We start from the raw sequence: 20,697 nt of genomic DNA on the forward strand, positions 1-20,697 counted from the left end.
CCGCTCCGGAATCACGCCAACGCCGTTCGGTGGTGCCGGCCGGGGCGTTTGCGCTCCTGCCGACAACCACCACTGTGCCGGAGCCGTGTTAAGCCGGTGCTGCCGTCACATGACGGGCCCGTACCTTTTGCGCGACATGCCGACACGGCGTCATCCCGCCACCGCCGACGCTTACTTCGCGCCCTTCGCGAGGAACGCCAGCAGGTCCTGGCGGCTGACCACACCGGTCGGCTTGCCCTCGACCAGCACGATCGCCGCGTCCGCCTCGCCCAGCACGGACATCAGCTCCGACACCGGCTCGCCCGAGCCGACCTGCGGCAGCGGCTTGCTCATGTGCTTCTCGAGCGGGTCGGACAGCGAGGCCTGCTTCGCGAACAGCGCCGCCAGCAGCTCCTTCTCCACGACCGAGCCGATGACCTCGGCGGCCATCACGTCCGGGTGGCCGGCGCCGGGCTTGACGATCGGCATCTGCGAGACGCCGTACTCGCGCAGCACCTCGATGGCCTCGCCCACGGTCTCCTCGGGGTGCATGTGGACCAGGGACGGCATGGCGCCCTCCTTGTCCGCGAGCACGTCGCCGATGCGCGCCGCGGGGCCCGCCTCCTCGAGGAAGCCGTGACCGGCCATCCACTCGTCGCTGAAGATCTTGCTCAGGTAGCCGCGGCCGCTGTCCGGCAGCAGGACGACGACCACGTCGTCCGGGCCGAGGCCCTCGGCGGCCTTCAGCGCCGCGACGACCGCCATGCCGCAGGAGCCGCCGACGAGCAGGCCCTCCTCCTTGGCGAGGCGGCGGGTCATCTGGAAGGAGTCCTTGTCGGACACCGCGATGATCTCGTCGGTGACGTTCGGGTCGTACGCGGTCGGCCAGAAGTCCTCGCCGACGCCCTCGACCAGGTACGGGCGGCCGGAGCCGCCGGAGTAGACCGAGCCCTCGGGGTCGGCGCCGATGACCTTGACCTTGCCGCCGGACACCTCCTTGAGGTAGTTGCCGGTGCCCGAGATCGTGCCGCCCGTGCCGACGCCGGCGACGAAGTGGGTGATCTTCCCGTCCGTCTGCTCCCACAGCTCGGGACCGGTGGTCTCGTAGTGCGAACGGGGGTTGTTCGGGTTGCTGTACTGGTCGGGCTTCCAGGCGCCGGGCTCGCGCGCGAGGCGGTCGGAGACGTTGTAGTACGAGTCCGGGTGCTCCGGGTCGACGGCGGTCGGGCAGACCACGACCTCGGCTCCGTACGCGCGCATCACGTTGATCTTGTCCATGGACACCTTGTCAGGGCAGACGAAGATGCACTTGTAGCCCTTCTGCTGGGCCACGATGGCGAGTCCTACGCCGGTGTTGCCGCTGGTCGGCTCCACGATGGTGCCGCCGGGCTTGAGGGCACCGCTCTGCTCGGCGGCCTCGATCATCCGGACGGCGATCCGGTCCTTCACGGATCCGCCGGGATTGAAGTACTCGACCTTGGCAAGGACGGTGGCCTGCAGGCCTTCGGTCACACGGTTGAGCTTCACCAGCGGGGTGTTGCCGACGAGGCTGATCATCGAGTCGTGGAATTGCACCATGTTCTCCAGGGAGGGGACTCCACGGGTTCTCCGGGAGGTCCGGCCAGACTATGCGGAAAGGGATTGGCCGACCGGCAGTACGGGGCAGGTAGGTCATCGAGGCCAGGCAGCAAAGCGAGGTGGCTCGAGAGGTGTCCAGGGCGAGGACGGCCCGCCGGATCGCGGCGGGCGCGGCGTACGGCGGCGGCGGGCTCGGGCTGGTCGGAGCCGCCGCCGTGGGGCTGGTGCTGGCGGAGGTCCAGTTCGCCAAGCGGACGGTGGGCACCGGACTGGGCGATCCGCCGCGGGCCGACGGACTGTACGGGAGCGAGTTCGCCAGACCGGAGGCGGGCCCCGGGCTGGAGCCGGGCACCGTGCCGCTGCGGCTCGCCATGCTGGGCGACTCCACGGCCGCCGGGCTCGGCGTGCGCCGGGCCAGGCAGACCCCGGCCGCGCTGCTGGCGTCGGGGCTGGCGGCGGTGGCCGAGCGCCCCGTGGAGCTGCGCAACGTGGCCCTCTCCGGGGCCATGTCCGACGACCTCGACCGCCAGGCGGGCCTGCTGCTGGACGGCGAGCTGCCGCCGCCGGACGTGTGCGTGATCATGATCGGGGCGAACGACGTGACGCGGCGCATGCCGCCGACGCAGTCGGTGCGCCACCTCACCTCGGCCGTGCGCCGGCTGCGGCTCGCGGGCTCCGAGGTCGTGGTCGGCACCTGCCCCGACCTGGGCACCATCGAGCCGGTGTACCAGCCGCTGCGGTGGCTGGCCCGCCGGGTCTCGCGCCAGCTGGCTGCCGCGCAGACCATAGGGGTCGTCGCCCTGGGGGCCCGCACGGTCTCGATGGGGGACCTGCTGGGCCCGGAATTCGCGGCGAACCCCCGCGAGATGTTCGGCCCGGACTCGTACCACCCCTCGGCGGAGGGGTACGCGACCGCCGCCATGGCCGTCCTCCCGACGCTGTGCGCGGCGCTCTCCCTGTGGCCGGAGTCGGACCGGCTGGAGGTGGCGCGGAACGAGGACATGCTGCCGGTGGCCAAGGCCGCGTCCGCCGCTGCCGGGCAGGCGGGCACCGAGGTCACGGCCGCCCGCGGCCCGTGGGCCCTCCTCAAGCACCGTCGCCGCCGCCGGGTCCCGGCCGAGGACGTCTCCGCGCCCCCGACCACCCCGGACCCCGTCCCGGGCCCCCAGGTGGCGGGCACCTAGGGGGAACAGAACGGCGGGGCGGGGCGTTTCACCCGCGGAGCGACCGGCATCACATGCCGAAGTCGGTGACCTCGACCGTACGGGGCGGTAACTTCGCATGCGGTCCCGCAACCACGCATCCCCCTTGGAGCCCCGATGCCCGAAGCAGTCATCGTTTCCACCGCCCGCTCCCCCATCGGGCGCGCCTTCAAGGGGTCCCTCAAGGACGTGCGTCCGGACGACCTGACCGCCACGATCATCCAGGCCGCGCTCGCCAAGATCCCCGAGCTGGACCCGCGCCAGATCGACGACCTGATGCTCGGCTGCGGCCTCCCCGGCGGCGAGCAGGGCCACAACCTCGCCCGGATCGTCGCCGTGCAGATGGGCATGGACTACCTGCCCGGCACCACGATCACCCGCTACTGCTCCTCCTCGCTCCAGACCTCCCGCATGGCGCTGCACGCCATCAAGGCCGGCGAGGGCGACGTCTTCATCTCCGCGGGCGTCGAGACGGTCTCCCGTTCCGTGAAGGGCTCCTCGGACGGCCTGCCGGACACCCACAACCCGCTGTTCGCCGACGCGGAGGCGCGTACCGCCGCCGTCTCCCAGAGCGAGGGCGCGTCCTGGCACGACCCGCGCGAGGACGGCCTGATCCCGGACGCGTACATCTCGATGGGTCAGACCGCCGAGAACCTGGCCCGCCTCAAGGGCGTGACCCGCCAGGACATGGACGAGTTCGGCGTCCGCTCGCAGAACCTCGCCGAGGCCGCGATCAAGAACGGCTTCTGGGAGCGGGAGATCACCCCGGTCACCACGCCGGACGGCACCGTCGTCTCCACGGACGACGGCCCGCGCGCCGGCGTCACGCTGGAGGGCGTCCAGGGCCTCAAGCCCGTCTTCCGCCCCGACGGCCTGGTCACGGCCGGGAACTGCTGCCCGCTCAACGACGGCGCCGCCGCGCTGGTCATCATGAGCGACACCAAGGCGCGTGAGCTCGGCCTGACCCCGCTGGCCCGGATCGTCTCCACCGGCGTCACCGGCCTGTCTCCCGAGATCATGGGCCTGGGCCCGGTCGAGGCGTCGAAGCAGGCCCTGAAGCGCGCCGGCCTGACCGTCGGCGACATAGACCTGTTCGAGATCAACGAGGCCTTCGCGGCCCAGGTCATCCCCTCCTACCGGGACCTGGAGATCCCGCTGGAGAAGCTGAACGTCAACGGTGGGGCCATCGCCGTCGGTCACCCGTTCGGGATGACCGGTGCCCGCATCACCGGCACTCTGATCAACAGCCTGCAGTTCCACGACAAGCAGTTCGGCCTCGAGACCATGTGCGTGGGCGGCGGCCAGGGCATGGCCATGGTCATCGAGCGCCTGAGCTGAGCCGGAGCGGAGGGTAGGGGTCGCCGCGACCGCATCGACATGCGGCTCCGCCGCGTGGCGAGCGGCGGCACCTGCCCGCAGCGCGGCGAAGACCGGCGCGACCACAAGAGGCGAGCGCCCGAGCTGAGCCGGAGCGGGCGTCCGTCCATGCGCCGCAAGGGATCCGCTTGATCCCTTGCGGCGTACGGACACCGAATCCAACCCCGTCGCGGCCGACCTGTGACCGAATCTCCCCCAGGATGTGACCTTTGTCCTGGGGGTTTGACATTTCCCCAGGTCAGGGCATATTCGCCAGCCCCCGGTGTGACCAAAGCCCTGTCCAATTCGTGACGTAATGCACTGCACGCCATTCCCAGGTCGGGACACTCTGATGTAGGAAGTCGGGGGATCGAATCAATCAGGAGTTAGTCAGTGAGCGCCATGTCTCTTGCCCTGCTGCTGACCACGGCCGCCGCCGCGGCCGTGGGCGCTGCTGCGCTGCACGCTGTACACGGCCTGCGCAAGCAGGTGGCGGCCCTCCGCGGTGAGCTGGCCACGCCGGCCCACGTCCGCGGCGGAACGACCGTCCCGCACGCCCGCAGTGCCGTGCATTCCCCCGCCGCCGAGATACGAGCCGCCGTGGCCGAGGCCCTGGCCGAGGAGCGCGAGCGCGAGCTCGCCGAGGCGCGGGCCTTCTGGGCCGCGCAGGAGGCCCGTGACGCCGCCGACGCCCCCTCCCTGCTGGGCGGCCTGCCCGGGCTCGGTGAGGACGGCCCGGCCGTCTTCCTGCCCCGCCAGGCCGATCTGGTGGGTCTGGAGCCGGTGCTCGGCGACGAGGCGGCCGACGACTACCCCGAGGATTCCGCCGAGCTGGCCGCCGCCCGCCGGCGCCACCCCTCGCACCCCGACTTCGTACCGGTCCAGGCCTCGGCCCCCGGCGCCGACCACGAGCGCACGGTCAGCCGCCTGGAGGAGCTCGCGGAGGCCCGTACGGCCCTCGCCGACGTCCGCCCGGGCCCGCTGGGCACGCTCGACGTGTACGTCTTCACCGACGGCACCACGCTGTGCATGACCCCGGGCCACCGGGAGACGGCGGAGCGCCTCGCCGAGGCCCTGCGCTCGGGCACCGCGCCGGTCCTGCTGGGCGGCTCGGGCATCTCGGGCGCCTATGCGCTGACCTTCTCCTGCGGCGACGCCCAGGACCCGGACAACAACGTCTACATCCTCGCGGACCGCGTCATCGCTTCGCTCTGAGCTCCGCCTGTTCCACCAGCCGCACGGCCTCGTCCAGCATCCCGGACGGGGCCTTCGCGCTGTGCGGGGTCTCCTCGGCAGCGGCGGCGCGCAGCGCCTCGGCGAGGTCCAGCCCGGCCACCGCGACCTGGTCCCCGACCACGAAGACCCCCGCGTCGGGCATCTTGCGCGCCGGAGCCGCCCCCTGGGCCTGCTCCCGCGCCTCCAGCGCCTGGGCCCGTACGGAGAGCTCCCTGGCCAGCTCCAGCGCCTCGGCGGCCGCCCCCTGCTGGAGGCGGCTCTGCGGCATGGCCCGCAACCGGTCGGCGAAACGTTCCACGGCGGCGGTCAGGGGCGAAGTATCAAGCACCCGGCCGACCTTACGCGCCGCCGCGGCACCATTGCCAACGGGCGAACTCTCCGGCACGGTGGCGTGAAGAGAACAGCACAGCACGGCGATACCTCCGGAGGCGCCCATGTCCGTAGAGTTCTCCGAGCAGACCCACCGCAACATGATCGACAGAATCCCCCGGACCACCGGTCGTGAAGTGTCCGACTGGCTCCGCACCGTGGACGACGGCCCCTCCCTCGTCCGGTTCGAGGAGAAGGTCAGCTGGCTGCGCGGCGCGCACGAACTCTCGTACGGCCAGGCCAAGGCGATCATCCACGAGTACGACCTGCGCAGGGCGGCCCGCAAATTCGGCTGAGCCCTCCCCGTCCCGATCCCCTCGACCCCTCGAATCCCTCGACCCCCCGATCCCTCTACCCGTCGTCCCCGACCCCGTACCCCCTCCGAGACGCGGGAAGGCCCCGCGAGCGGTGAGCTCGCGGGGCCTTCCCCACACCGGGTACGGGCGCCGGTACGGCCGGCCGACTAGTCGTCGCCGGAGAGGATCGAGAGGAGCCGCAGCAGCTCCGTGTAGATCCACACCAGGGTCACGGTCAGGGCGAACGCCGCCAGCCAGGCCTCGTCGCGCGGGGCACCGTACGCGATGCCGTCCTCGACCTGCTTGAAGTCCAGGGCGAGGAAGCAGGCGCCGAGGACGACGCCGACGATGCCGAACAGGATGCCGAGGCCGCCGCTGCGGAAGCCGAGGCCGTCACCGCCCGCGAAGACCGAGAACAGCAGGTTCGTGACCATGAGCAGCATGAAGCCCATGGCGGCCGCCATCACGAAGCCGTAGAAGCGGCGGGTGACGCGGATCCAGCGCATCTTGTACGCGAAGAGCACCGCGGCGAAGACGCACATCGTGCCGAGCACGGCCTGGATGACCACGCCGGCGCCGAGGTAGGTGCTGACGGCCGCGCTGAGGACACCGAGGAAGAAGCCCTCGAAGGCCGCGTAGCCCAGGATGATCGCCGGGGAGGCCTTGCGCTTGAAGGACTGGACGAGCCCGAGGACGAGCGCGACGAGCCCGGCGGCGAAGGCGACGCCGTACGACTTGCCGAGGTTCGCCGGGTCGACGGGCATGGCGATCCACGCGATCGTCGCCGTGAGGATGACCGTGCCGAGCGTCATGGCCGTACGGCTCACGACGTCGTCCATCGTCATGACGCCGGCGCGCGCGGGCGCCTGCGGCATGCCGGTGGTCACGTCGGTGGCGTAAGGATTCGTCGCGTACGGGTTGGTCCCGGCCTGCTGGTGCTGCGCGTCAAAGCCCGCGTAGCCCCCGCTGTCGCGGCTGAACCCCCGTCGCGAGAAGACCGGGTTGCTGCTCCTCATCTCACTCCTCCATGGCCACCGTGCGCGGCCTTGCAACAAGAGTAATGCGCTCGCAAAAAAAGCACCCTACTGCTGGAGGAGGATCTTAGGAGAAGGCACGGCGAAGCGCCGGAGATATTCAGGAGGGTGCGGGAGTGCCCGGAGCCGGACTTGAACCGGCACGGCCTAAGGCCAGCGAGGTTTAAGCTCGCCGTGTCTGCATTCCACCATCCGGGCAGGGCGTAGCGGCTCCCGTAAAAAGCACTGAACGCTGCGCCGAGCCTATCCGGAACGCCCAGGTCGACAGCGGGGTCTCTATCCGATGTTGTCTGATTTTATTGGCGCTTGAGGGGCCGTCAGGCACGAGAACACACGGTGGGCCCGTTACGGGCGGCGATCACCCCCGAAACGGGAATGACGGGATTTCGATGGCTCGCGCCACCCTGCCCGCCACCCTCCCGCCACCCCGGGCCACCCCGGGCCGCTCGCCCCTCCCGAGCACCGCCGGGCGCCCGGTCCGCCCCTGAGGACCACCCGGCCGGCCGTCATACCAGAGGAGGAGGCGGGCCGCCCGGCGATCAGACTCCAGTGGGCCTGGGAACGGGCACCTCGGCTGATCCCCGGCCGGGCGGGCGCGGCGACGATGGAAGGGTCCCGCCGATCAGCAGACCGCACCCCGGTCCGCAGCCCGAGGAGTCGCTTCCGTGACCACCATGAACTACGCCCCCCACACCACCCAGGCCGTGGCCGCCCGGGCCACCGGCCTCTCCAAGGTGTACGGCCAGGGCGAGACCCAGGTGGTCGCCCTCGACAACGTCTCCGTGGACTTCGGGCAGGGCCAGTTCACCGCGATCATGGGGCCCTCCGGCTCGGGCAAGTCCACCCTGATGCACTGCGTCGCCGGCCTGGACACCTTCTCCGCCGGCTCCGTCCGCATCGGCGACACCGAGCTCGGCACCCTCAAGGACAAGCAGCTGACCCAGCTGCGCCGGGACAAGATCGGCTTCATCTTCCAGGCGTTCAACCTGCTGCCGACGCTGACGGCGCTGGAGAACATCACCCTGCCGATGGACATCGCGGGCCGCAAGCCCGACAAGCAGTGGCTGGACACCGTCATCGAGATGGTCGGCCTCTCCGGCCGCCTCGGCCACCGCCCCACCCAGCTCTCCGGCGGCCAGCAGCAGCGCGTGGCCGTGGCCCGCGCCCTGGCCTCCCGCCCCGAGATCATCTTCGGTGACGAGCCCACCGGAAACCTGGACTCCCGCTCCGGTGCCGAGGTCCTCGGCTTCCTGCGCAACTCCGTCCGCGAGCTCGGCCAGACCGTCGTCATGGTCACCCACGACCCGGTCGCCGCCTCCTACGCGGACCGCGTCATCTTCCTCGCCGACGGCCGCATCGTCGACGAGATGCTCAGCCCCACGGCCGACGGGGTGCTCGACCGCATGAAGGCCTTCGACGCCAAGGGCCGCACCAGCTGAGGGACTGCCCCTCCGCCAGTCCTCCTCCGCTGACCCCCGACATCCTGGACTCCTCCACCATGTTCCGAACCGCCCTGCGCAACGTCCTCGCGCACAAGGCCAGGCTGCTGATGACGCTGCTCGCCGTCGTCCTCGGCGTCGCCTTCGTCTCCGGCACCCTCGTCTTCACCGACACCCTCGGCAAGGCCCTCTCCGGCCAGTCGGCCAAGAGCTACGACGGCGTGGCCGTCTCCGTGTCCTCGTACGGCCAGAGCCGCAACGAGGAGGGCCAGAAGGAGGGCGACCCGGGCATCAGCCAGCAGACCCTCGACAAGGTCAAGGCGCTGCCCGGCGTCGACTCCGTCTCCGGCCGGGTCTCCGGCTTCGCCGGCGTCGGTGACGAGAAGGGCAAGCTGATCGGCTCCGGCTGGTCCAACAAGGGCTCCAACTACGCCCCCGTCAAGGACGGCAAGGACCCCCGCTACACCTTCACCGAGGGCACCGGCCCGGCCAAGGCCGATCAGGTCGCCCTCGACAAGGAGACCGCGCTCAAGGGCAAGTACAAGACCGGCGACAAGGTCCGCGTCGCCACCAACGGCCCGGTGAAGGAGTACACCCTCTCCGGTGTCTTCACCACCGAGGACGGCGCGGTCAGCGCGGGCGGCAGCCTGGTCCTCTTCGACACCTCCGTCGCCCAGCAGCTGTACCTCAAGCCCGGCTTCTACGAGGAGATCTCCGTCGGCGCCAAGGCCGGCACCTCCGCCGACCAGCTGCTCACCGAGATCAAGCCGCTGGTCGACGCCAAGAACACCAAGGCGCAGACCGGTGCGGCGCTCGCCGAGCAGCAGGCGAAGGACGTGCAGAAGGGGATGAGCAACATGAACCAGATGCTCCTCGCCTTCGCCGGCATCGCCCTCTTCGTCGGTGTCTTCCTGATCTACAACACCTTCACCATGCTCGTCACCCAGCGCACCAAGGAGCTGGCCCTGCTGCGCGCCGTCGGCGCCAACCGCGGTCAGGTCATGCGCTCGGTGCTCTCCGAGGCCCTGGTCGTCGGCGTCGTCTCGGCCGCCGTGGGCCTGGTGGCCGGTGTGGGCCTCGCGGTCGGCATGCGCTCCGTGATCGAGTCCTTCGGCGCCAAGCTCCCGGCCGGCGACCTGGTGATCGCCCCGGGCACCGTCGTCGCCGCCCTGGTGATCGGCGTCCTCGTCACCACTCTCGCCGCCCTGCTGCCGGCCTGGCGCACCGGCCGGATCGCCCCGGTCGCCGCCATGGGCAGCGCCCACCTGCCGGCCACCGCCAAGTCCCTTGTCCTGCGCAACATCCTCGGCTCGGTCATCAGCCTCGTCGGCATCGGCGTGGTCATGCTCGGTGTGTCCATGGCCGGTGACGGCCGCATGGTCATCGGCGCCGGCGCGTTCTTCCTGATCATCGGCCTGATCGTGATCCTGCCGCTGCTGTCCAAGCCGGTCATCGCGGCGGTCCGCCCCGGGCTGCAGAAGGTGTTCGGCGTCCCCGGCAAGCTGGCCGCGCAGAACGCGGTGCGCAACCCGCGCCGCACCGCCGTCACGGCCGCCTCCCTGGCGATCGGCCTGACCCTGGTCACCACGCTGTCGGTGCTCGGCATCACCATGGGCAAGGCCGTCGACCGGATGAGCACGGACAAGCTCAAGGCCGACTACAGGGTCTCCATGGCAGCCGAGGGCATGCCCCTCGACAAGTCGGTCGCCGAGACCCTCGCCAAGAACCCCGCCGTCAAGGCGGTGTCCGAGCAGGCCGCCGGCTACCTCAAGATCGGCGACAGCTTCCGCTCCGCCTCCGGCGTCAACCCGGCCGCCATCGGCAAGCTGCTGAACATCGAGACCGTCAGCGGCTCGGTCGACTCCCTCGCCAAGGGCGAGGTCCTGGTCGCCGAGACCACCGCGAAGAAGCAGAACCTCTCCGTCGGCTCCGCGCTCCAGGTCCAGTACGACGACGGCCAGAAGGCCACGCTCAAGGTCGGCGGCGTCTACAAGGACCTCGAGGGCCTGCTCTCCCCGTACGTGCTCGACAACAAGATCCTCGGCGGGCACAGCGAGGACCAGTACATCCCCGAGGTCTACGTCAACACCGCCGGCGGCGCCTCCAAGGCCAACCAGCAGGCCGTCGTCGACGCCCTCGGCAAGAACCCGGCGATGACCGTCGCCACGCAGCAGGACATGCGCAACGAGATGGGCGGCATGATCAACACGATGCTGAACATCATGTACGGCCTGCTCGGCATGGCGCTGATCATCTCGGTGCTCGGCGTGGTCAACACCCTCGCGATGTCCGTCTTCGAACGGACCCAGGAGATCGGCATGCTGCGGGCGATCGGCCTCGACCGCGGCCGGGTCAAGAACATGATCCGCCTGGAGGCCGTGGTCATCTCGCTCTTCGGCGCGGTCCTCGGTGTCGTCATCGGCGTCTTCCTCGCCTGGGCGGTCGGCAGCACCTTCGCGAAGTCGGTCCCGAACTACGCACTGGTCCTGCCGTGGGACCGGATCGGCATCTTCCTCCTGCTGGCCGCCGTGGTCGGCGTCCTGGCCGCCATGTGGCCGGCCCGCAGCGCCGCCCGGCTGAACATGCTGACCGCCATCAAGACGGAGTAGCCGTCGCGGGGGCGAGGGGCGGGGAAGGGCCCCGGGGCACACGCCCCGGGGCCCTTCCCGCTTCCGTACGGGGTCTTCCGTACGAGGTCTGCCGTACGGGGTCACGCGCCCCAGGAGCGCAGCCGCAGCGGCAGACCCGAGCGGCCGGAGGCCGCGGACTTCACCGCGAGGACCTGGTTGACGCCGAGCCGGCCGTGCTCGAAGCCCAGCGCCGAGGCCGCCATGTACAGCAGCCAGACCCGGGCCCGCCCGGGCGAGGTCAGCCGTACGGCCGCCTCCCAGTGCTCCTCCAGCCGGGCCACCCAGGCGCGCAGGGTCAGCCCGTAGTGCTCGCGCAGCGCCTCCACGTCGCGGACCTCGAACCCGGCCCGCTCCAGCTCGCCCACCGTCGTGCCCAGCGGGGAGAGCTCGCCGTCGGGGAAGACGTAGGCGTCGATGAACTCGTCGACGCGGTAGGCCTCTTCGTCCGGCTCCGGCGGGCGCGCGATCTGGTGGTTCAGCAGCCGGCCGCCGGGGGCCAGCAGGGCGTGCAGGGTGCGGGCGTACTCGCGGTAGCGGTCGGCGCCGACGTGCTCGGCCATGCCGATGGACGAAATGGCGTCGTACGGGCCGTCCTTGACGTCCCGGTAGTCCTGGATCCGGATGTCGACCCGGTCGGCCAGGCCCTCCTCCGCGGCCCGCTTGCGGGCGTACACGGCCTGCTCGCGCGAGAGGGTGATGCCGGTGACGCGGACCCCGTACTCCCGGGCCGCGTGCAGGGCCATGGAGCCCCAGCCGCAGCCGACGTCGAGGAGCCGCTGGCCGGGCTCGAGGCCCAGCTTGCGGCAGACCAGGTCGAGTTTGTCCCGCTGGGCCTCCTCCAGCGTGGAGCCGGGGCTCCAGTAGGCGCAGGAGTACACCATCGAGGGGCCGAGGACGTGCTCGTAGAACTCGTTGCCGACGTCGTAGTGGTGGCTGATCGCCTGCCGGTCGCGGCTCCTGGTGTGCAGCGGCCCGCCGCGACGGGGGGCCTCCTCGGGCGGCGGCGCGGGCGCCGGCCACGGCCGGGCCAGGGCGACGAGCTCGCGCAGGGCGGAGCGGGCGGCCGGGTCGCGCAGCAGCGCGGCGGTCCCGGCGGCGCCCGCCGCAGCCCGGCCGGGCAGGTGCGGGCGCAGGGCGGCGAGTTTGCCGAGCCCGGAGCGGCGGACCGCCGGCTCGGCCTCGGGGGCGGCGGCGGGACCCCGCTCCCAGAGCAGACCGGCCACCCGGTCCAGCAGTTCGAACAGGTCGCCCTCGACGGTGATGTCGCCGGCGACCCAGGCACGGGCCAGGCCCAGTTCACCCGGTCGCCACAGGACGCGGCGCAGGGCGCGCCGGTTGGCCAGCACCAGGGTGGGGCCGGTAGGCGGTCCGGCCTCGCTGCCGTCCCAGGCCCGAATCCGGACGGGCACGGGGGCGCCCAGCAGTGTCTCGGCAAGAGTGGCCAGCCGCGGCGCGGCGTCGGTCATCGTAGGCACCTCCAGAACGATCCGACCGAACGGCCTACCCATTTCCGGGGGCCGTCAATCGGACACCGCTCCATCGGGCGGACCGCCGGAGGGGCTACGTGAGGGGGGGTGCCGGAGGGGCTGCAGGAGGGGCGCGCCGGGAACGCCGAAGGGGCCGCCCGCACCACGGATGGCGGGTGGCCCCTTCGGGGACGTGCTGGTGGAGTTGCCGGTCAGGCCCGGGTCAGGAGGCCTTTGCCTTCGCGGCGGGGGCTGCCGCGGCGGCCGGAGCCGGCGCCGGCTTGGCGGCCTCGTAGAACTCCTCGCGCGGGGTCTCGAGCGCACCGAGGGAGACGACCTCGCGCTTGAGGAACATGGCGAGGGTCCAGTCGGCGAAGACGCGGATCTTGCGGTTCCAGGTCGGCATGGCCATGCCGTGGTAGCCACGGTGCATGTACCAGGCGAGCCGGCCCTTGAGCTTGATCTTCATCTTGCCCATGACGATCATCGCGACGCCCTTGTGGAGGCCGAGGCCCGCCACCGCACCCTTGTTGGAGTGGGCGTACTCGTGCTGCGGGAAGCCCCGCATGCCCGAGATGACGTTGTCGCCGAGGACCTTGGCCTGGCGCAGCGCGTGCTGGGCGTTCGGCGGGCACCAGGCGTTCTCGACGCCGGCCTTGCGGGCGGCCATGTCCGGGACCTGGGCGTTGTCGCCCGCGGCCCAGATGTAGTCGGTGCCCTGGACCTGGAGGGTCGGGGCGGTGTCGACGTGGCCGCGCGGGCCGAGCGGCAGGCCGTAGCGGGCCAGCGCCGGGTTGGGCTTGACGCCGGCGGTCCACACGATGGTGTTGGAGTCGACCTCGAGGCCGTTCTTCAGCACCACGTGGCCGTCCACGCAGGAGTCCATGGAGGTGTTGAGGTAGATCTCGATGCCGCGCGACTCGAGGTGCTCCTTGCCCCAGGTGCCGAGCTTGGGCCCGACCTCGGGGAGGATCTTGTCGGCCGCGTCCACCAGGATGAAGCGCATGTCCTCGCGCTTGATGGTGGTGTAGTACTTCGCGGCGTCGCGGGCCATGTCCTCGACCTCGCCGATCGTCTCGGCACCGGCGAAGCCGCCGCCGACGAAGACGAAGGTGAGGGCCTTGCGGCGGACGTTCTCGTCCGTCGTGGACTCGGCCTTGTCGAGCTGCTCGAGTACGTGGTTGCGCAGGCCGATGCCCTCTTCGACGCCCTTCATGCCGATGCCCTGTTCGGCGAGGCCGGGGATCGGGAAGGTGCGGGAGACGGCGCCGAGCGCGATCACCAGGTAGTCGAAAGGCAGCTCGTACGCCTCGCCGACGAGCGGCGTGACGACGGCGACCTTGCGGTCCTGGTCGATGCTGGTGACCCGGCCGGTGAGAACCTCTGCCTTGGGCAGCACGCGTCGCAGCGGGACGACGACGTGCCGAGGCGAGATGCTGCCTGCGGCCACTTCAGGGAGGAAGGGCTGGTAGGTCATGTACGAGCGCGGGTCGACGACCGTGACGGTCGCCTCGCCGTAACGCATCTTCTTCATGATGCGCTTGGCTGCGTACAGGCCTACGTACCCACCTCCTACAACGAGGATCCTGGGACGCTCCGTGGTGCTCATGGAACGAGTATCCAGCACCCAAAGGGGTGTCGCTCGTGAGCCCCTTCACAAGGTGTCGGAAGGCCTCTGCTACACTGCGCGGCCCACGTGACGGAGGTCATGGCGCCGAACGGGAACCAGGGTGTAACGGGAGTCGTTGTTCACCCGTCCTGAACTGGGCTCAAGGCCTGTAAGCGGAGTAGACCACCGGGTTGGTGGATACCTACCGACGAGGCCGGACCGCACCCTCGAAACGCACGAACGCTCACGCAAAAGGGGCCTGCGGGCCCCGGGAGGCCCCCGAAGGGCCCTTCCCGCGGCCCATCAGGCCCCTTTTCCTTGTGAAGAACTTCACGAACTTTCTGTGGGCGAGGGGATCTAAGACCCCCGTAAAGGCCCTCAGAGGTCCTCGGCAGGCCTCCCGCGACCCTCGCACGAGCCCCGCACCAGCCCCCCGCGACCCACCCGTCAGGCGATGGACCAGGCGATTCCGTCGAGGATGTCGTGCTCCGAGACGACGACTTCCGAGGCCCCGATGCGCTCCATGATCGCGAGCAGCACCAGGGTGCCCGCGCCGATGACGTCCACCCGGCCCGGGTGCAGGACCGGGATCGCCGCGCGCTCGGCGTGCGTGGCCGTCAGCATCCGCTCGCTGATCTCCCGGACCGTCCCGTAGGGGACGCGCGCGTGGTGGATCGCCGAGGAGATGTACTCCGGCAGCCCGAGGGCGATCCCCGCGACCGTGGTCACGGAGCCGGCCAGGCCCACCAGCGTGCGCGCCTCGGAGAGCGGGACCGTCTGCTCGACGCGGTCCAGCGCCGCCTCGATGTCGGCCCGTATGGCGGCGATCTGCGGGGCGGTCGGCGGGTCGGTGACCGCGCCGTCCACCACCAGGTGGCGCTCGGTCATGCGGACGCAGCCCACGTCGACCGAGAGGGCCGCCCGGACGTGCTCCTCGCCGACCACGAACTCGGTCGAGCCGCCGCCGATGTCCACCACCAGGAAGGGCTTGTCCATGTGGGTGGTGCCCGTCAGCTCCTTGGTGGCGCCGATGAAGGAGAACTCCGCCTCCTGGTCACCGGAGATCACCTCGGGCTCGACGCCCAGGATGCCGAGGACACCCTGGACGAACTCGTCCCGGTTCTCGGCGTCGCGGGAGGCCGAGGTCGCCACGAAGCGCAGGCGCTCCGCACCCAGCTCCTCGATGACCGCCGCGTACTCGCGGCAGGCCGCGAAGGTGCGCTCCAGCGCCTCCGGGGCCAGCCGCCCCGTCTTGTCCACGCCCTGGCCGAGGCGGACGATCGTCATCCGCCGGTCCAGCTCGACCAGCTCGCCCGTGGCGGGGTCGCAGTCCGCGACGAGCAGGCGGATGGAGTTCGTCCCGCAGTCGATGCCGGCGACCCGGGTCACGCGTGCGACTCCGTCTCGTCCGCGGTCTGCGCCTTCTGCGCGCACGGGGTGACGCAGGCGCCCTTGGCCCACCACTCCGGCAGCATGGCGAGGGCCTCGTCGCCGAACGGGTTCACCCCGGGGCCGGCCGCCAGCGAGTGGCCGACCAGCACGTGCAGGCACTTCACCCGGTCCGGCATCCCGCCGGCGCTCGGGAAGCCCTGGAGCACCTCGATGGCGTCGCGGCGCCGGATGTAGTCCTCGTGCGCGGCCTGGTAGGCGGCGGCCAGCTCGGGGTCCTCGGCGAGGCGTGCCTGCATCTCCTTCATCACGCCGTTCGCCTCGAGCGTGCCGATCGCGGAGGCCGCGCGCGGGCAGGTGAGGTAGTACAGCGTGGGGAAGGGCGTGCCGTCGGGGAGGCGCGGGGCGGTCTCCACCACGTCCGGCTGGCCGCAGGGGCAGCGGTGGGCGATGGCGCGCAGCCCGCGCGGCGGGCGGCCGAGCTGCTGCTGGAACGCGTCGATGTCCGCGTCGGTCGGCTCGGTCCGGTCGGTCTGGGGCGGGGGCGTCTGCATGCCTGGAGGAAGTCTCTTCGTTCTCGTGGATGGGTGCGGTACTCGGGGTGCGGTACTCGGAGTGCCGCTGTTCGTCACTCGCCGGGGCGGTCGGCCTTGTCGACGCCGTCCCAGACGTTCGAGTACCAGGGCCGGTCGGATCCGGCCGTTCCGGTGCGGTGCCGCTCGGCGGCCCCGGCCCCGGGGTCGGTCATGATGTAGCTGATCTCGCCCGGGCGGACGAAGTGCAGGTGCTTGCGCGCCTGCTGCTCCGCGTACGCGTTGTCCTGCCAGCGGGCCTTCTCGTCGCGGAGGCGTTCGAGGCGCCGGCTCGCGGCCTCGGCGGCCCGCCGCTGCTCCGCGATCTCCGAGCGCTGGGAGACGTACTGGCGCATCGGATACGCGAGGGCGACGACCAGCGTACAGAGGACGAGCACCAGGAGCGCGGCCCGGCCGGTGAGCCGGCTGCGGCGGACCTGGCGGCGCGTCTGCGAGCGGTAGACGTGGGCGGCGGTCCGCTCGCCGAGCTGCTTGAGCCTGGTCGCGGTGGAGAAGGTGGAGAACCGATCCCGGTTCCCGGCCATTGATCCCGCCTCCCCTTGTACGCGGTACGCACTACGCAATACGTCCCCGCACACGGTACGGGACCGAGTGCGGGGACGTACGGAGGCTAGACCCCGAGGCTGGTGATTAGCCCTTGAAGCGCGGGAAGGCGGAGCGGCCCGCGTACACCGCGGCGTCGTCGAGGATCTCCTCGATGCGCAGCAGCTGGTTGTACTTGGCGACGCGGTCCGAGCGGGCCGGGGCGCCGGTCTTGATCTGACCGCAGTTCACGGCGACGGCGAGGTCGGCGATGGTGACGTCCTCGGTCTCGCCGGAGCGGTGCGACATCATGCACTTGAAGCCGTTGCGCTGGGCCATCTCGACGGCGTCGAGGGTCTCGGTCAGCGAACCGATCTGGTTCACCTTGACGAGCAGGGCGTTCGCGGAGCCCTCCTCGATACCGCGGGCCAGGCGCTCGGGGTTGGTGACGAAGAGGTCGTCGCCGACGATCTGGACCTTGGCGCCGAGGCGGTCGGTGATGACCTTCCAGCCGGCCCAGTCGTCCTCGTACAGCGGGTCCTCGATGGAGACGAGCGGGTACGCGGAGACGAGCTCCTCGTAGTACTCGGTCATCTCGGCGGCCGAGCGGGACTGGCCCTCGAACTCGTACTTGCCGTCCTTGTAGAACTCGGACGCGGCGACGTCGAGCGCGAGCGCGATGTCCTTGCCCGGGGTGTAGCCGGCCTGCTTGATGGCCTCGACGATGAGGTCGAGCGCGGCGCGGTTGGACTCCAGGTTCGGGGCGAAGCCGCCCTCGTCGCCCAGGCCGGTGGACAGACCCTTGGTGTGCAGGACCTTCTTGAGGGTGTGGTAGACCTCGGCACCCCAGCGCAGGGCCTCGGAGAAGGACTCCGCGCCGATCGGGGCGATCATGAACTCCTGGATGTCCACGTTGGAGTCGGCGTGCGACCCACCGTTGAGGATGTTCATCATCGGAACGGGCAGCAGGTGCGCGTTCGGGCCGCCGAGGTAGCGGAAGAGCGGAAGGTCCGAGGCCTCGGACGCGGCGTGCGCGACGGCGAGGGACACGCCGAGGATGGCGTTGGCGCCGAGCGAGCCCTTGTTGTCGGTGGCGTCCAGGTCGAACATGGCCTGGTCGATCAGGCGCTGCTCGGTGGCGTCGTAGCCAACGAGCTCCGGGCCGATCTGCTCGATGACCGCGAGGACGGCCTTCTCGACACCCTTGCCCATGTAACGGTTGGGGTCACCGTCGCGGAGCTCAATGGCCTCGAAGGCACCGGTGGAGGCGCCGGACGGAACTGCAGCACGGCCGGTGCTGCCATCGTCGAGGCCCACCTCGACCTCGACCGTGGGGTTGCCTCGGGAGTCCAGGATTTCCCGGGCTACGACGACGTCGATGGACGGCACGAGCATCTCCTTCTGGGATGTGACGCTGGGTGTGCGGTGGCATGTCAGGCCGTGGGATGGCCCCGCCGACTAGAGCCTAACCGGCTCCGGGCACTCGGCCAGCCGACCGCCCGCCCCCTGGGACGAAAAAGGGCCCGAATACCCGCCTTCCGGTACATAGGACGCCTGACCGCGGGCGTCCCGGCCGGTCCGGGGCGGGGCCGGAAGGGGAACAGGAGGGGAACGGGCCGGACAAACGCCACCGCCCGGCGCGTGGGGGGAAGACGCGCCGGGCGGTGGGGATGCTGCGTGCGGTGCTCGCTGCCGCAGTTGTTACGGCAGGGTTCAGCTGAGCTTCAGCTTCTGACCCGGGAAGATCAGGTCGGCGTCCGAGACGATGTCCTTGTTCAGCTCGAAGAGCTTCTCCCAGCCGCCCTTGACGCCGTTGGCCTCGGCGATGGTGCCCAGGGTGTCGCCGGACTTGACCTCGTACGAGCCGTTGCCGGTCTTCGGGGCCGGGGCCTCGGAGCGCTCGGAGCGGGTCGTCGGGGCCTCGGAGCGCTTCGTCTCCTTCTTCGGCTCGGTCTTCTTCGGCTGGGTCTTCTTGGTCTCGGTCTTCTGCTCCGTCTTCTTCGGGGTGTCGGTCGTACCACCGCCGGTGTAGGAGGAGTTGGAGAGACCGACGCCGCAGGACGGCCACGCGCCCTTGCCCTGGCCCTTGAGGACCTTCTCGGCGATGGCTATCTGCTGCGACTTGGAGGCCTGGTTGGCCTGCGCGGCGTACGCCTTGCCGCCGTACGCGGCCCAGGTGGAGGACGAGAACTGCAGGCCGCCGTAGTAGCCGTTGCCCGTGTTGATCGACCAGTTGCCGCCGGACTCGCACTGCGCAACGCGGTCCCACTCGCCCGCGGTGGCGGCGGAGGCCGAGCCGGCCGCCATCAGCGGGGCGGCGACGGCGACACCGGCGACGCCGGCGAGCGTGACGATGCGGGTGGTCCGCTGAATGGCCGTGGCGCGGCGGTGCTTGCCCTTGCCGGAAAGCAGCATGGAGTTCTCCTCACCGACGCCTACGAGGTGAGCTGTCGGGTTCGGGCGGATGAGTGCCCGGCCGTGCGACGTGGCGCACGACTTAACCCCTAGCCGTTTCCGTGACCGTCTCTCAACGGCCGGTCCCGGCGCCTACCTTGGTTCCCCCGCTCCTGCCTTCGGCGCTTGACGCGACGACTGTTCCCTCCGGCCGCCGGCAGGATTCGGCGATGCGGTCGAAGGAGCCCGCGGTGGCGGGCGACTCAGAAGGTAGACATGTCTCTCCCCGATGTTCAACGAGGAACACCGGGGAGAAACGGCCCCTACTTGCGCTCCCTTTAGGGGCGTTTGCGCAGGTGAGGACGGGGTTTGCGGAAGGCTCCAGGCGGGACACGCCAGTTGACCGGAAGAGACACATGTCTCACTTGCAGATAACGGACATTCAGCTCTTTCTGGGTGTCCGAAGTGCCGCTATTCCTAGCTTAGATCCAGGTTCTGGCCGGGCTTGATCAGATCGGCGTCGTTGCCGATGACCTGCTCGTTGGCCTGGTAGAGCGCGTTCCAGCCGCCCTTGACCCCCTTGGCAGACGCGATGGTGGCCAGACTGTCGCCCGCCTGGACGGTGTACGAGGGCGCCGACGACCCCTCAGATGCGGCGGGCCGCTCGAGGGCGGGCGTACCACGGTGCTTGCCGGTGGCGGAGGGGTCGGGGATGGCACTCGGGTTGGTGGAGGCACCCGGGGCGCCCGGTGCCGCGGGGGCGCCGGGGTCGGCCGGGACGACCGGAGCGGTCGGGTCCGCCGGGTTCCCGGGCGTGGTCGGGGTCCCCGGGGTCGTGGGCGCGGTGGGTGTCGTCGGGGCCGTGGGGGTACCCGGGTTCGTGGTCGGGTCGCCCGGGAGCACCGGGACGGTCGGCGACGTGGACGGCATGTCCGGGTCGGGCATGACGGGCAGTCCGCTGTTCGGTGCGAGCGGCGCCGGCGGAAGCGTGAAGACCGGGGCCGGGGTCGGGGCGCCGAAGTCGTGCGCCTTCGCGCCGGTGCCGCCGGCCGGGACCGAGTCGTCGGGGCGCGCGGGGCTCGGGGCGACGGGGCCGAGCGTGCCGGGCAGACCCGGGTCCACGGCCGCGGCGGGGGCCTGCTGGGTCAGCCCGGCCGACTCCGAGCACTGCCCCCACGCCTGGGGGCCCTGGGCGCCCAGGACCCGCTCGGCGACGGCGATCTGCTGCGAACGGCTGGCGAGGTCGGGGCGCTCGGCGAAGTCGAGACCGCCCGAGGAGTTCCACTGCTCCTGCGTGAACGAAAGTCCGCCGTACGACCCGCTGCCGGAGTTGGCGCTCCAGGAGCCGCCGCTCTCGCACTCGGCGACCTTGTCCCACGTGGAGGTGTCCGCCGCGCTCGCGCCGGTGGCGGCGAGCAGTGGCAGTGCCAGGGCGGAACCGGTGACTCCGGCGGTGACGACTATCGCGGGTACCTGGCGGGGGCGTCTGTGGCGGCCGTTCCCGGAACGCATGAGCTGCACCTTTCGCATAACGGCTGGGTAACGGCAGAACCTAGCCGTCTTAGCACGTTAGTCACAACTCTTGACGGGGGCTGACTTACGGTC

Annotated in this window: 17 protein-coding genes, 1 tRNA gene and 1 riboswitch; of the genes, 6 read left to right on the forward strand and 12 right to left on the reverse strand. The window is 70.9% G+C overall.

Annotation, left to right across the window (positions count from 1 at the left end; genetic code table 11):
• Nucleotides 1–171: 171 nt before the first annotated feature.
• Nucleotides 172–1,554 carry a cystathionine beta-synthase gene (locus ACFYXK_RS20865; RefSeq protein WP_389412634.1) on the reverse strand — a complete coding sequence of 461 codons (1,383 nt, stop codon included), beginning with the start codon at nt 1,552–1,554 and terminating at the stop codon, nt 172–174.
• Between the two features lie 134 nt (nt 1,555–1,688).
• Between ACFYXK_RS20865 and ACFYXK_RS20870 the strand changes: the two genes are divergently transcribed.
• From ACFYXK_RS20870 to ACFYXK_RS20880, 3 genes are all read left to right on the forward strand, one after another.
• Nucleotides 1,689–2,741 carry an SGNH/GDSL hydrolase family protein gene (locus ACFYXK_RS20870; protein ID WP_389412471.1) on the forward strand — a complete coding sequence of 351 codons (1,053 nt, stop codon included), beginning with the start codon at nt 1,689–1,691 and terminating at the stop codon, nt 2,739–2,741.
• Between the two features lie 135 nt (nt 2,742–2,876).
• Nucleotides 2,877–4,097, forward strand: a complete 1,221-nt coding sequence (locus ACFYXK_RS20875; RefSeq protein WP_389412472.1) for an acetyl-CoA C-acetyltransferase — start codon at nt 2,877–2,879, stop codon at nt 4,095–4,097.
• Nucleotides 4,098–4,517: 420 nt separating this feature from the next.
• Nucleotides 4,518–5,330: a hypothetical protein gene (locus tag ACFYXK_RS20880; protein WP_389412635.1), complete on the forward strand. Its 813-nt coding sequence runs from the start codon at nt 4,518–4,520 to the stop codon at nt 5,328–5,330.
• On the opposite strand, the gene ACFYXK_RS20885 is transcribed toward ACFYXK_RS20880, so the two are convergent.
• A complete protein-coding gene (locus ACFYXK_RS20885) occupies nt 5,314–5,679 on the reverse strand; it encodes a hypothetical protein (RefSeq protein WP_389412473.1) in 366 nt (121 codons plus the stop codon). The two genes, ACFYXK_RS20880 and ACFYXK_RS20885, sit on opposite strands and share 17 nt — an antisense overlap.
• Before the next feature lie 106 nt (nt 5,680–5,785).
• Here ACFYXK_RS20885 and ACFYXK_RS20890 point away from each other — a divergent pair, with 106 nt between their 5' ends.
• A complete protein-coding gene (locus ACFYXK_RS20890) occupies nt 5,786–6,016 on the forward strand; it encodes a DUF4287 domain-containing protein (RefSeq protein ID WP_389412474.1) in 231 nt (76 codons plus the stop codon).
• A 167-nt stretch (nt 6,017–6,183) separates the two neighbouring features.
• On the opposite strand, the gene ACFYXK_RS20895 is transcribed toward ACFYXK_RS20890, so the two are convergent.
• Nucleotides 6,184–7,032, reverse strand: coding sequence for a Bax inhibitor-1/YccA family protein (locus ACFYXK_RS20895; protein WP_389412475.1), 849 nt, complete (start codon nt 7,030–7,032; stop codon nt 6,184–6,186).
• 135 nt (nt 7,033–7,167) lie between these two features.
• A tRNA-Leu gene (locus tag ACFYXK_RS20900) sits at nt 7,168–7,248 on the reverse strand.
• Nucleotides 7,249–7,724: 476 nt separating this feature from the next.
• Between ACFYXK_RS20900 and ACFYXK_RS20905 the strand changes: the two genes are divergently transcribed.
• Complete coding sequence (locus tag ACFYXK_RS20905; RefSeq protein WP_383515074.1) at nt 7,725–8,489, forward strand: ABC transporter ATP-binding protein; 765 nt, start codon at nt 7,725–7,727, stop codon at nt 8,487–8,489.
• Nucleotides 8,490–8,548: 59 nt separating this feature from the next.
• Nucleotides 8,549–11,098 (forward strand): ABC transporter permease, encoded by a 2,550-nt coding sequence (locus ACFYXK_RS20910; protein ID WP_389412476.1) that lies wholly within the window; start codon nt 8,549–8,551, stop codon nt 11,096–11,098.
• A gap of 101 nt (nt 11,099–11,199) precedes the next feature.
• Here the strand turns inward: ACFYXK_RS20910 and ACFYXK_RS20915 are convergent, their stop codons facing one another.
• The 8 genes from ACFYXK_RS20915 to ACFYXK_RS20950 form a co-directional block, all read right to left on the reverse strand.
• On the reverse strand, nt 11,200–12,585 hold the full coding sequence (locus ACFYXK_RS20915) for a class I SAM-dependent methyltransferase (protein ID WP_389412477.1): 1,386 nt from the start codon (nt 12,583–12,585) through the stop codon (nt 11,200–11,202).
• 223 nt (nt 12,586–12,808) lie between these two features.
• Nucleotides 12,809–14,194: an NAD(P)/FAD-dependent oxidoreductase gene (locus ACFYXK_RS20920; RefSeq protein WP_266666397.1), complete on the reverse strand. Its 1,386-nt coding sequence runs from the start codon at nt 14,192–14,194 to the stop codon at nt 12,809–12,811.
• A 447-nt stretch (nt 14,195–14,641) separates the two neighbouring features.
• A complete protein-coding gene (locus ACFYXK_RS20925) occupies nt 14,642–15,583 on the reverse strand; it encodes an exopolyphosphatase (RefSeq protein WP_389412478.1) in 942 nt (313 codons plus the stop codon).
• A complete protein-coding gene (locus ACFYXK_RS20930; RefSeq protein ID WP_389412479.1) occupies nt 15,580–16,137 on the reverse strand; it encodes a DUF501 domain-containing protein in 558 nt (185 codons plus the stop codon). Before ACFYXK_RS20930 ends, ACFYXK_RS20925 begins: the two co-directional genes overlap by 4 nt.
• A 74-nt stretch (nt 16,138–16,211) precedes the next feature.
• On the reverse strand, nt 16,212–16,700 hold the full coding sequence (locus tag ACFYXK_RS20935) for a septum formation initiator family protein (protein ID WP_099891799.1): 489 nt from the start codon (nt 16,698–16,700) through the stop codon (nt 16,212–16,214).
• Nucleotides 16,701–16,806: 106 nt separating this feature from the next.
• Nucleotides 16,807–18,093, reverse strand: coding sequence for a phosphopyruvate hydratase (gene eno, locus ACFYXK_RS20940; RefSeq protein ID WP_030156501.1), 1,287 nt, complete (start codon nt 18,091–18,093; stop codon nt 16,807–16,809).
• Nucleotides 18,094–18,411: 318 nt separating this feature from the next.
• A complete protein-coding gene (locus ACFYXK_RS20945; protein ID WP_389412480.1) occupies nt 18,412–19,113 on the reverse strand; it encodes a transglycosylase family protein in 702 nt (233 codons plus the stop codon).
• A 2-nt stretch (nt 19,114–19,115) separates the two neighbouring features.
• A riboswitch (cyclic di-AMP (ydaO/yuaA leader) is annotated at nt 19,116–19,287 on the reverse strand.
• 282 nt (nt 19,288–19,569) lie between these two features.
• Nucleotides 19,570–20,604: a transglycosylase family protein gene (locus tag ACFYXK_RS20950; protein WP_389412481.1), complete on the reverse strand. Its 1,035-nt coding sequence runs from the start codon at nt 20,602–20,604 to the stop codon at nt 19,570–19,572.
• Between the last annotated feature and the right edge of the window lie 93 nt (nt 20,605–20,697).

It is taken from the genome of Streptomyces sp. NPDC002209, from assembly GCF_042890265.1.
Classification (GTDB): domain Bacteria; phylum Actinomycetota; class Actinomycetes; order Streptomycetales; family Streptomycetaceae; genus Streptomyces.

Bases quoted from the DNA above. Each gene is read 5' to 3' on its own strand.
- ACFYXK_RS20875 (WP_389412472.1), top strand. From the start codon at position 2,877: ATGCCCGAAGCAGTCATCGTTTCCACCGCCCGCTCCCCCATCGGGCGC.
- ACFYXK_RS20880 (WP_389412635.1), top strand. From the start codon at position 4,518: ATGTCTCTTGCCCTGCTGCTGACCACGGCCGCCGCCGCGGCCGTGGGC.
- ACFYXK_RS20890 (WP_389412474.1), top strand. From the start codon at position 5,786: ATGTCCGTAGAGTTCTCCGAGCAGACCCACCGCAACATGATCGACAGA.
- ACFYXK_RS20895 (WP_389412475.1), bottom strand. From the start codon at position 7,032: ATGAGGAGCAGCAACCCGGTCTTCTCGCGACGGGGGTTCAGCCGCGAC.
- ACFYXK_RS20905 (WP_383515074.1), top strand. From the start codon at position 7,725: ATGAACTACGCCCCCCACACCACCCAGGCCGTGGCCGCCCGGGCCACC.
- ACFYXK_RS20910 (WP_389412476.1), top strand. From the start codon at position 8,549: ATGTTCCGAACCGCCCTGCGCAACGTCCTCGCGCACAAGGCCAGGCTG.
- ACFYXK_RS20915 (WP_389412477.1), bottom strand. From the start codon at position 12,585: ATGACCGACGCCGCGCCGCGGCTGGCCACTCTTGCCGAGACACTGCTG.
- ACFYXK_RS20920 (WP_266666397.1), bottom strand. From the start codon at position 14,194: ATGAGCACCACGGAGCGTCCCAGGATCCTCGTTGTAGGAGGTGGGTAC.
- ACFYXK_RS20930 (WP_389412479.1), bottom strand. From the start codon at position 16,137: ATGCAGACGCCCCCGCCCCAGACCGACCGGACCGAGCCGACCGACGCG.
- ACFYXK_RS20935 (WP_099891799.1), bottom strand. From the start codon at position 16,700: ATGGCCGGGAACCGGGATCGGTTCTCCACCTTCTCCACCGCGACCAGG.
- eno (WP_030156501.1), bottom strand. From the start codon at position 18,093: ATGCTCGTGCCGTCCATCGACGTCGTCGTAGCCCGGGAAATCCTGGAC.
- ACFYXK_RS20945 (WP_389412480.1), bottom strand. From the start codon at position 19,113: ATGCTGCTTTCCGGCAAGGGCAAGCACCGCCGCGCCACGGCCATTCAG.
- ACFYXK_RS20950 (WP_389412481.1), bottom strand. From the start codon at position 20,604: ATGCGTTCCGGGAACGGCCGCCACAGACGCCCCCGCCAGGTACCCGCG.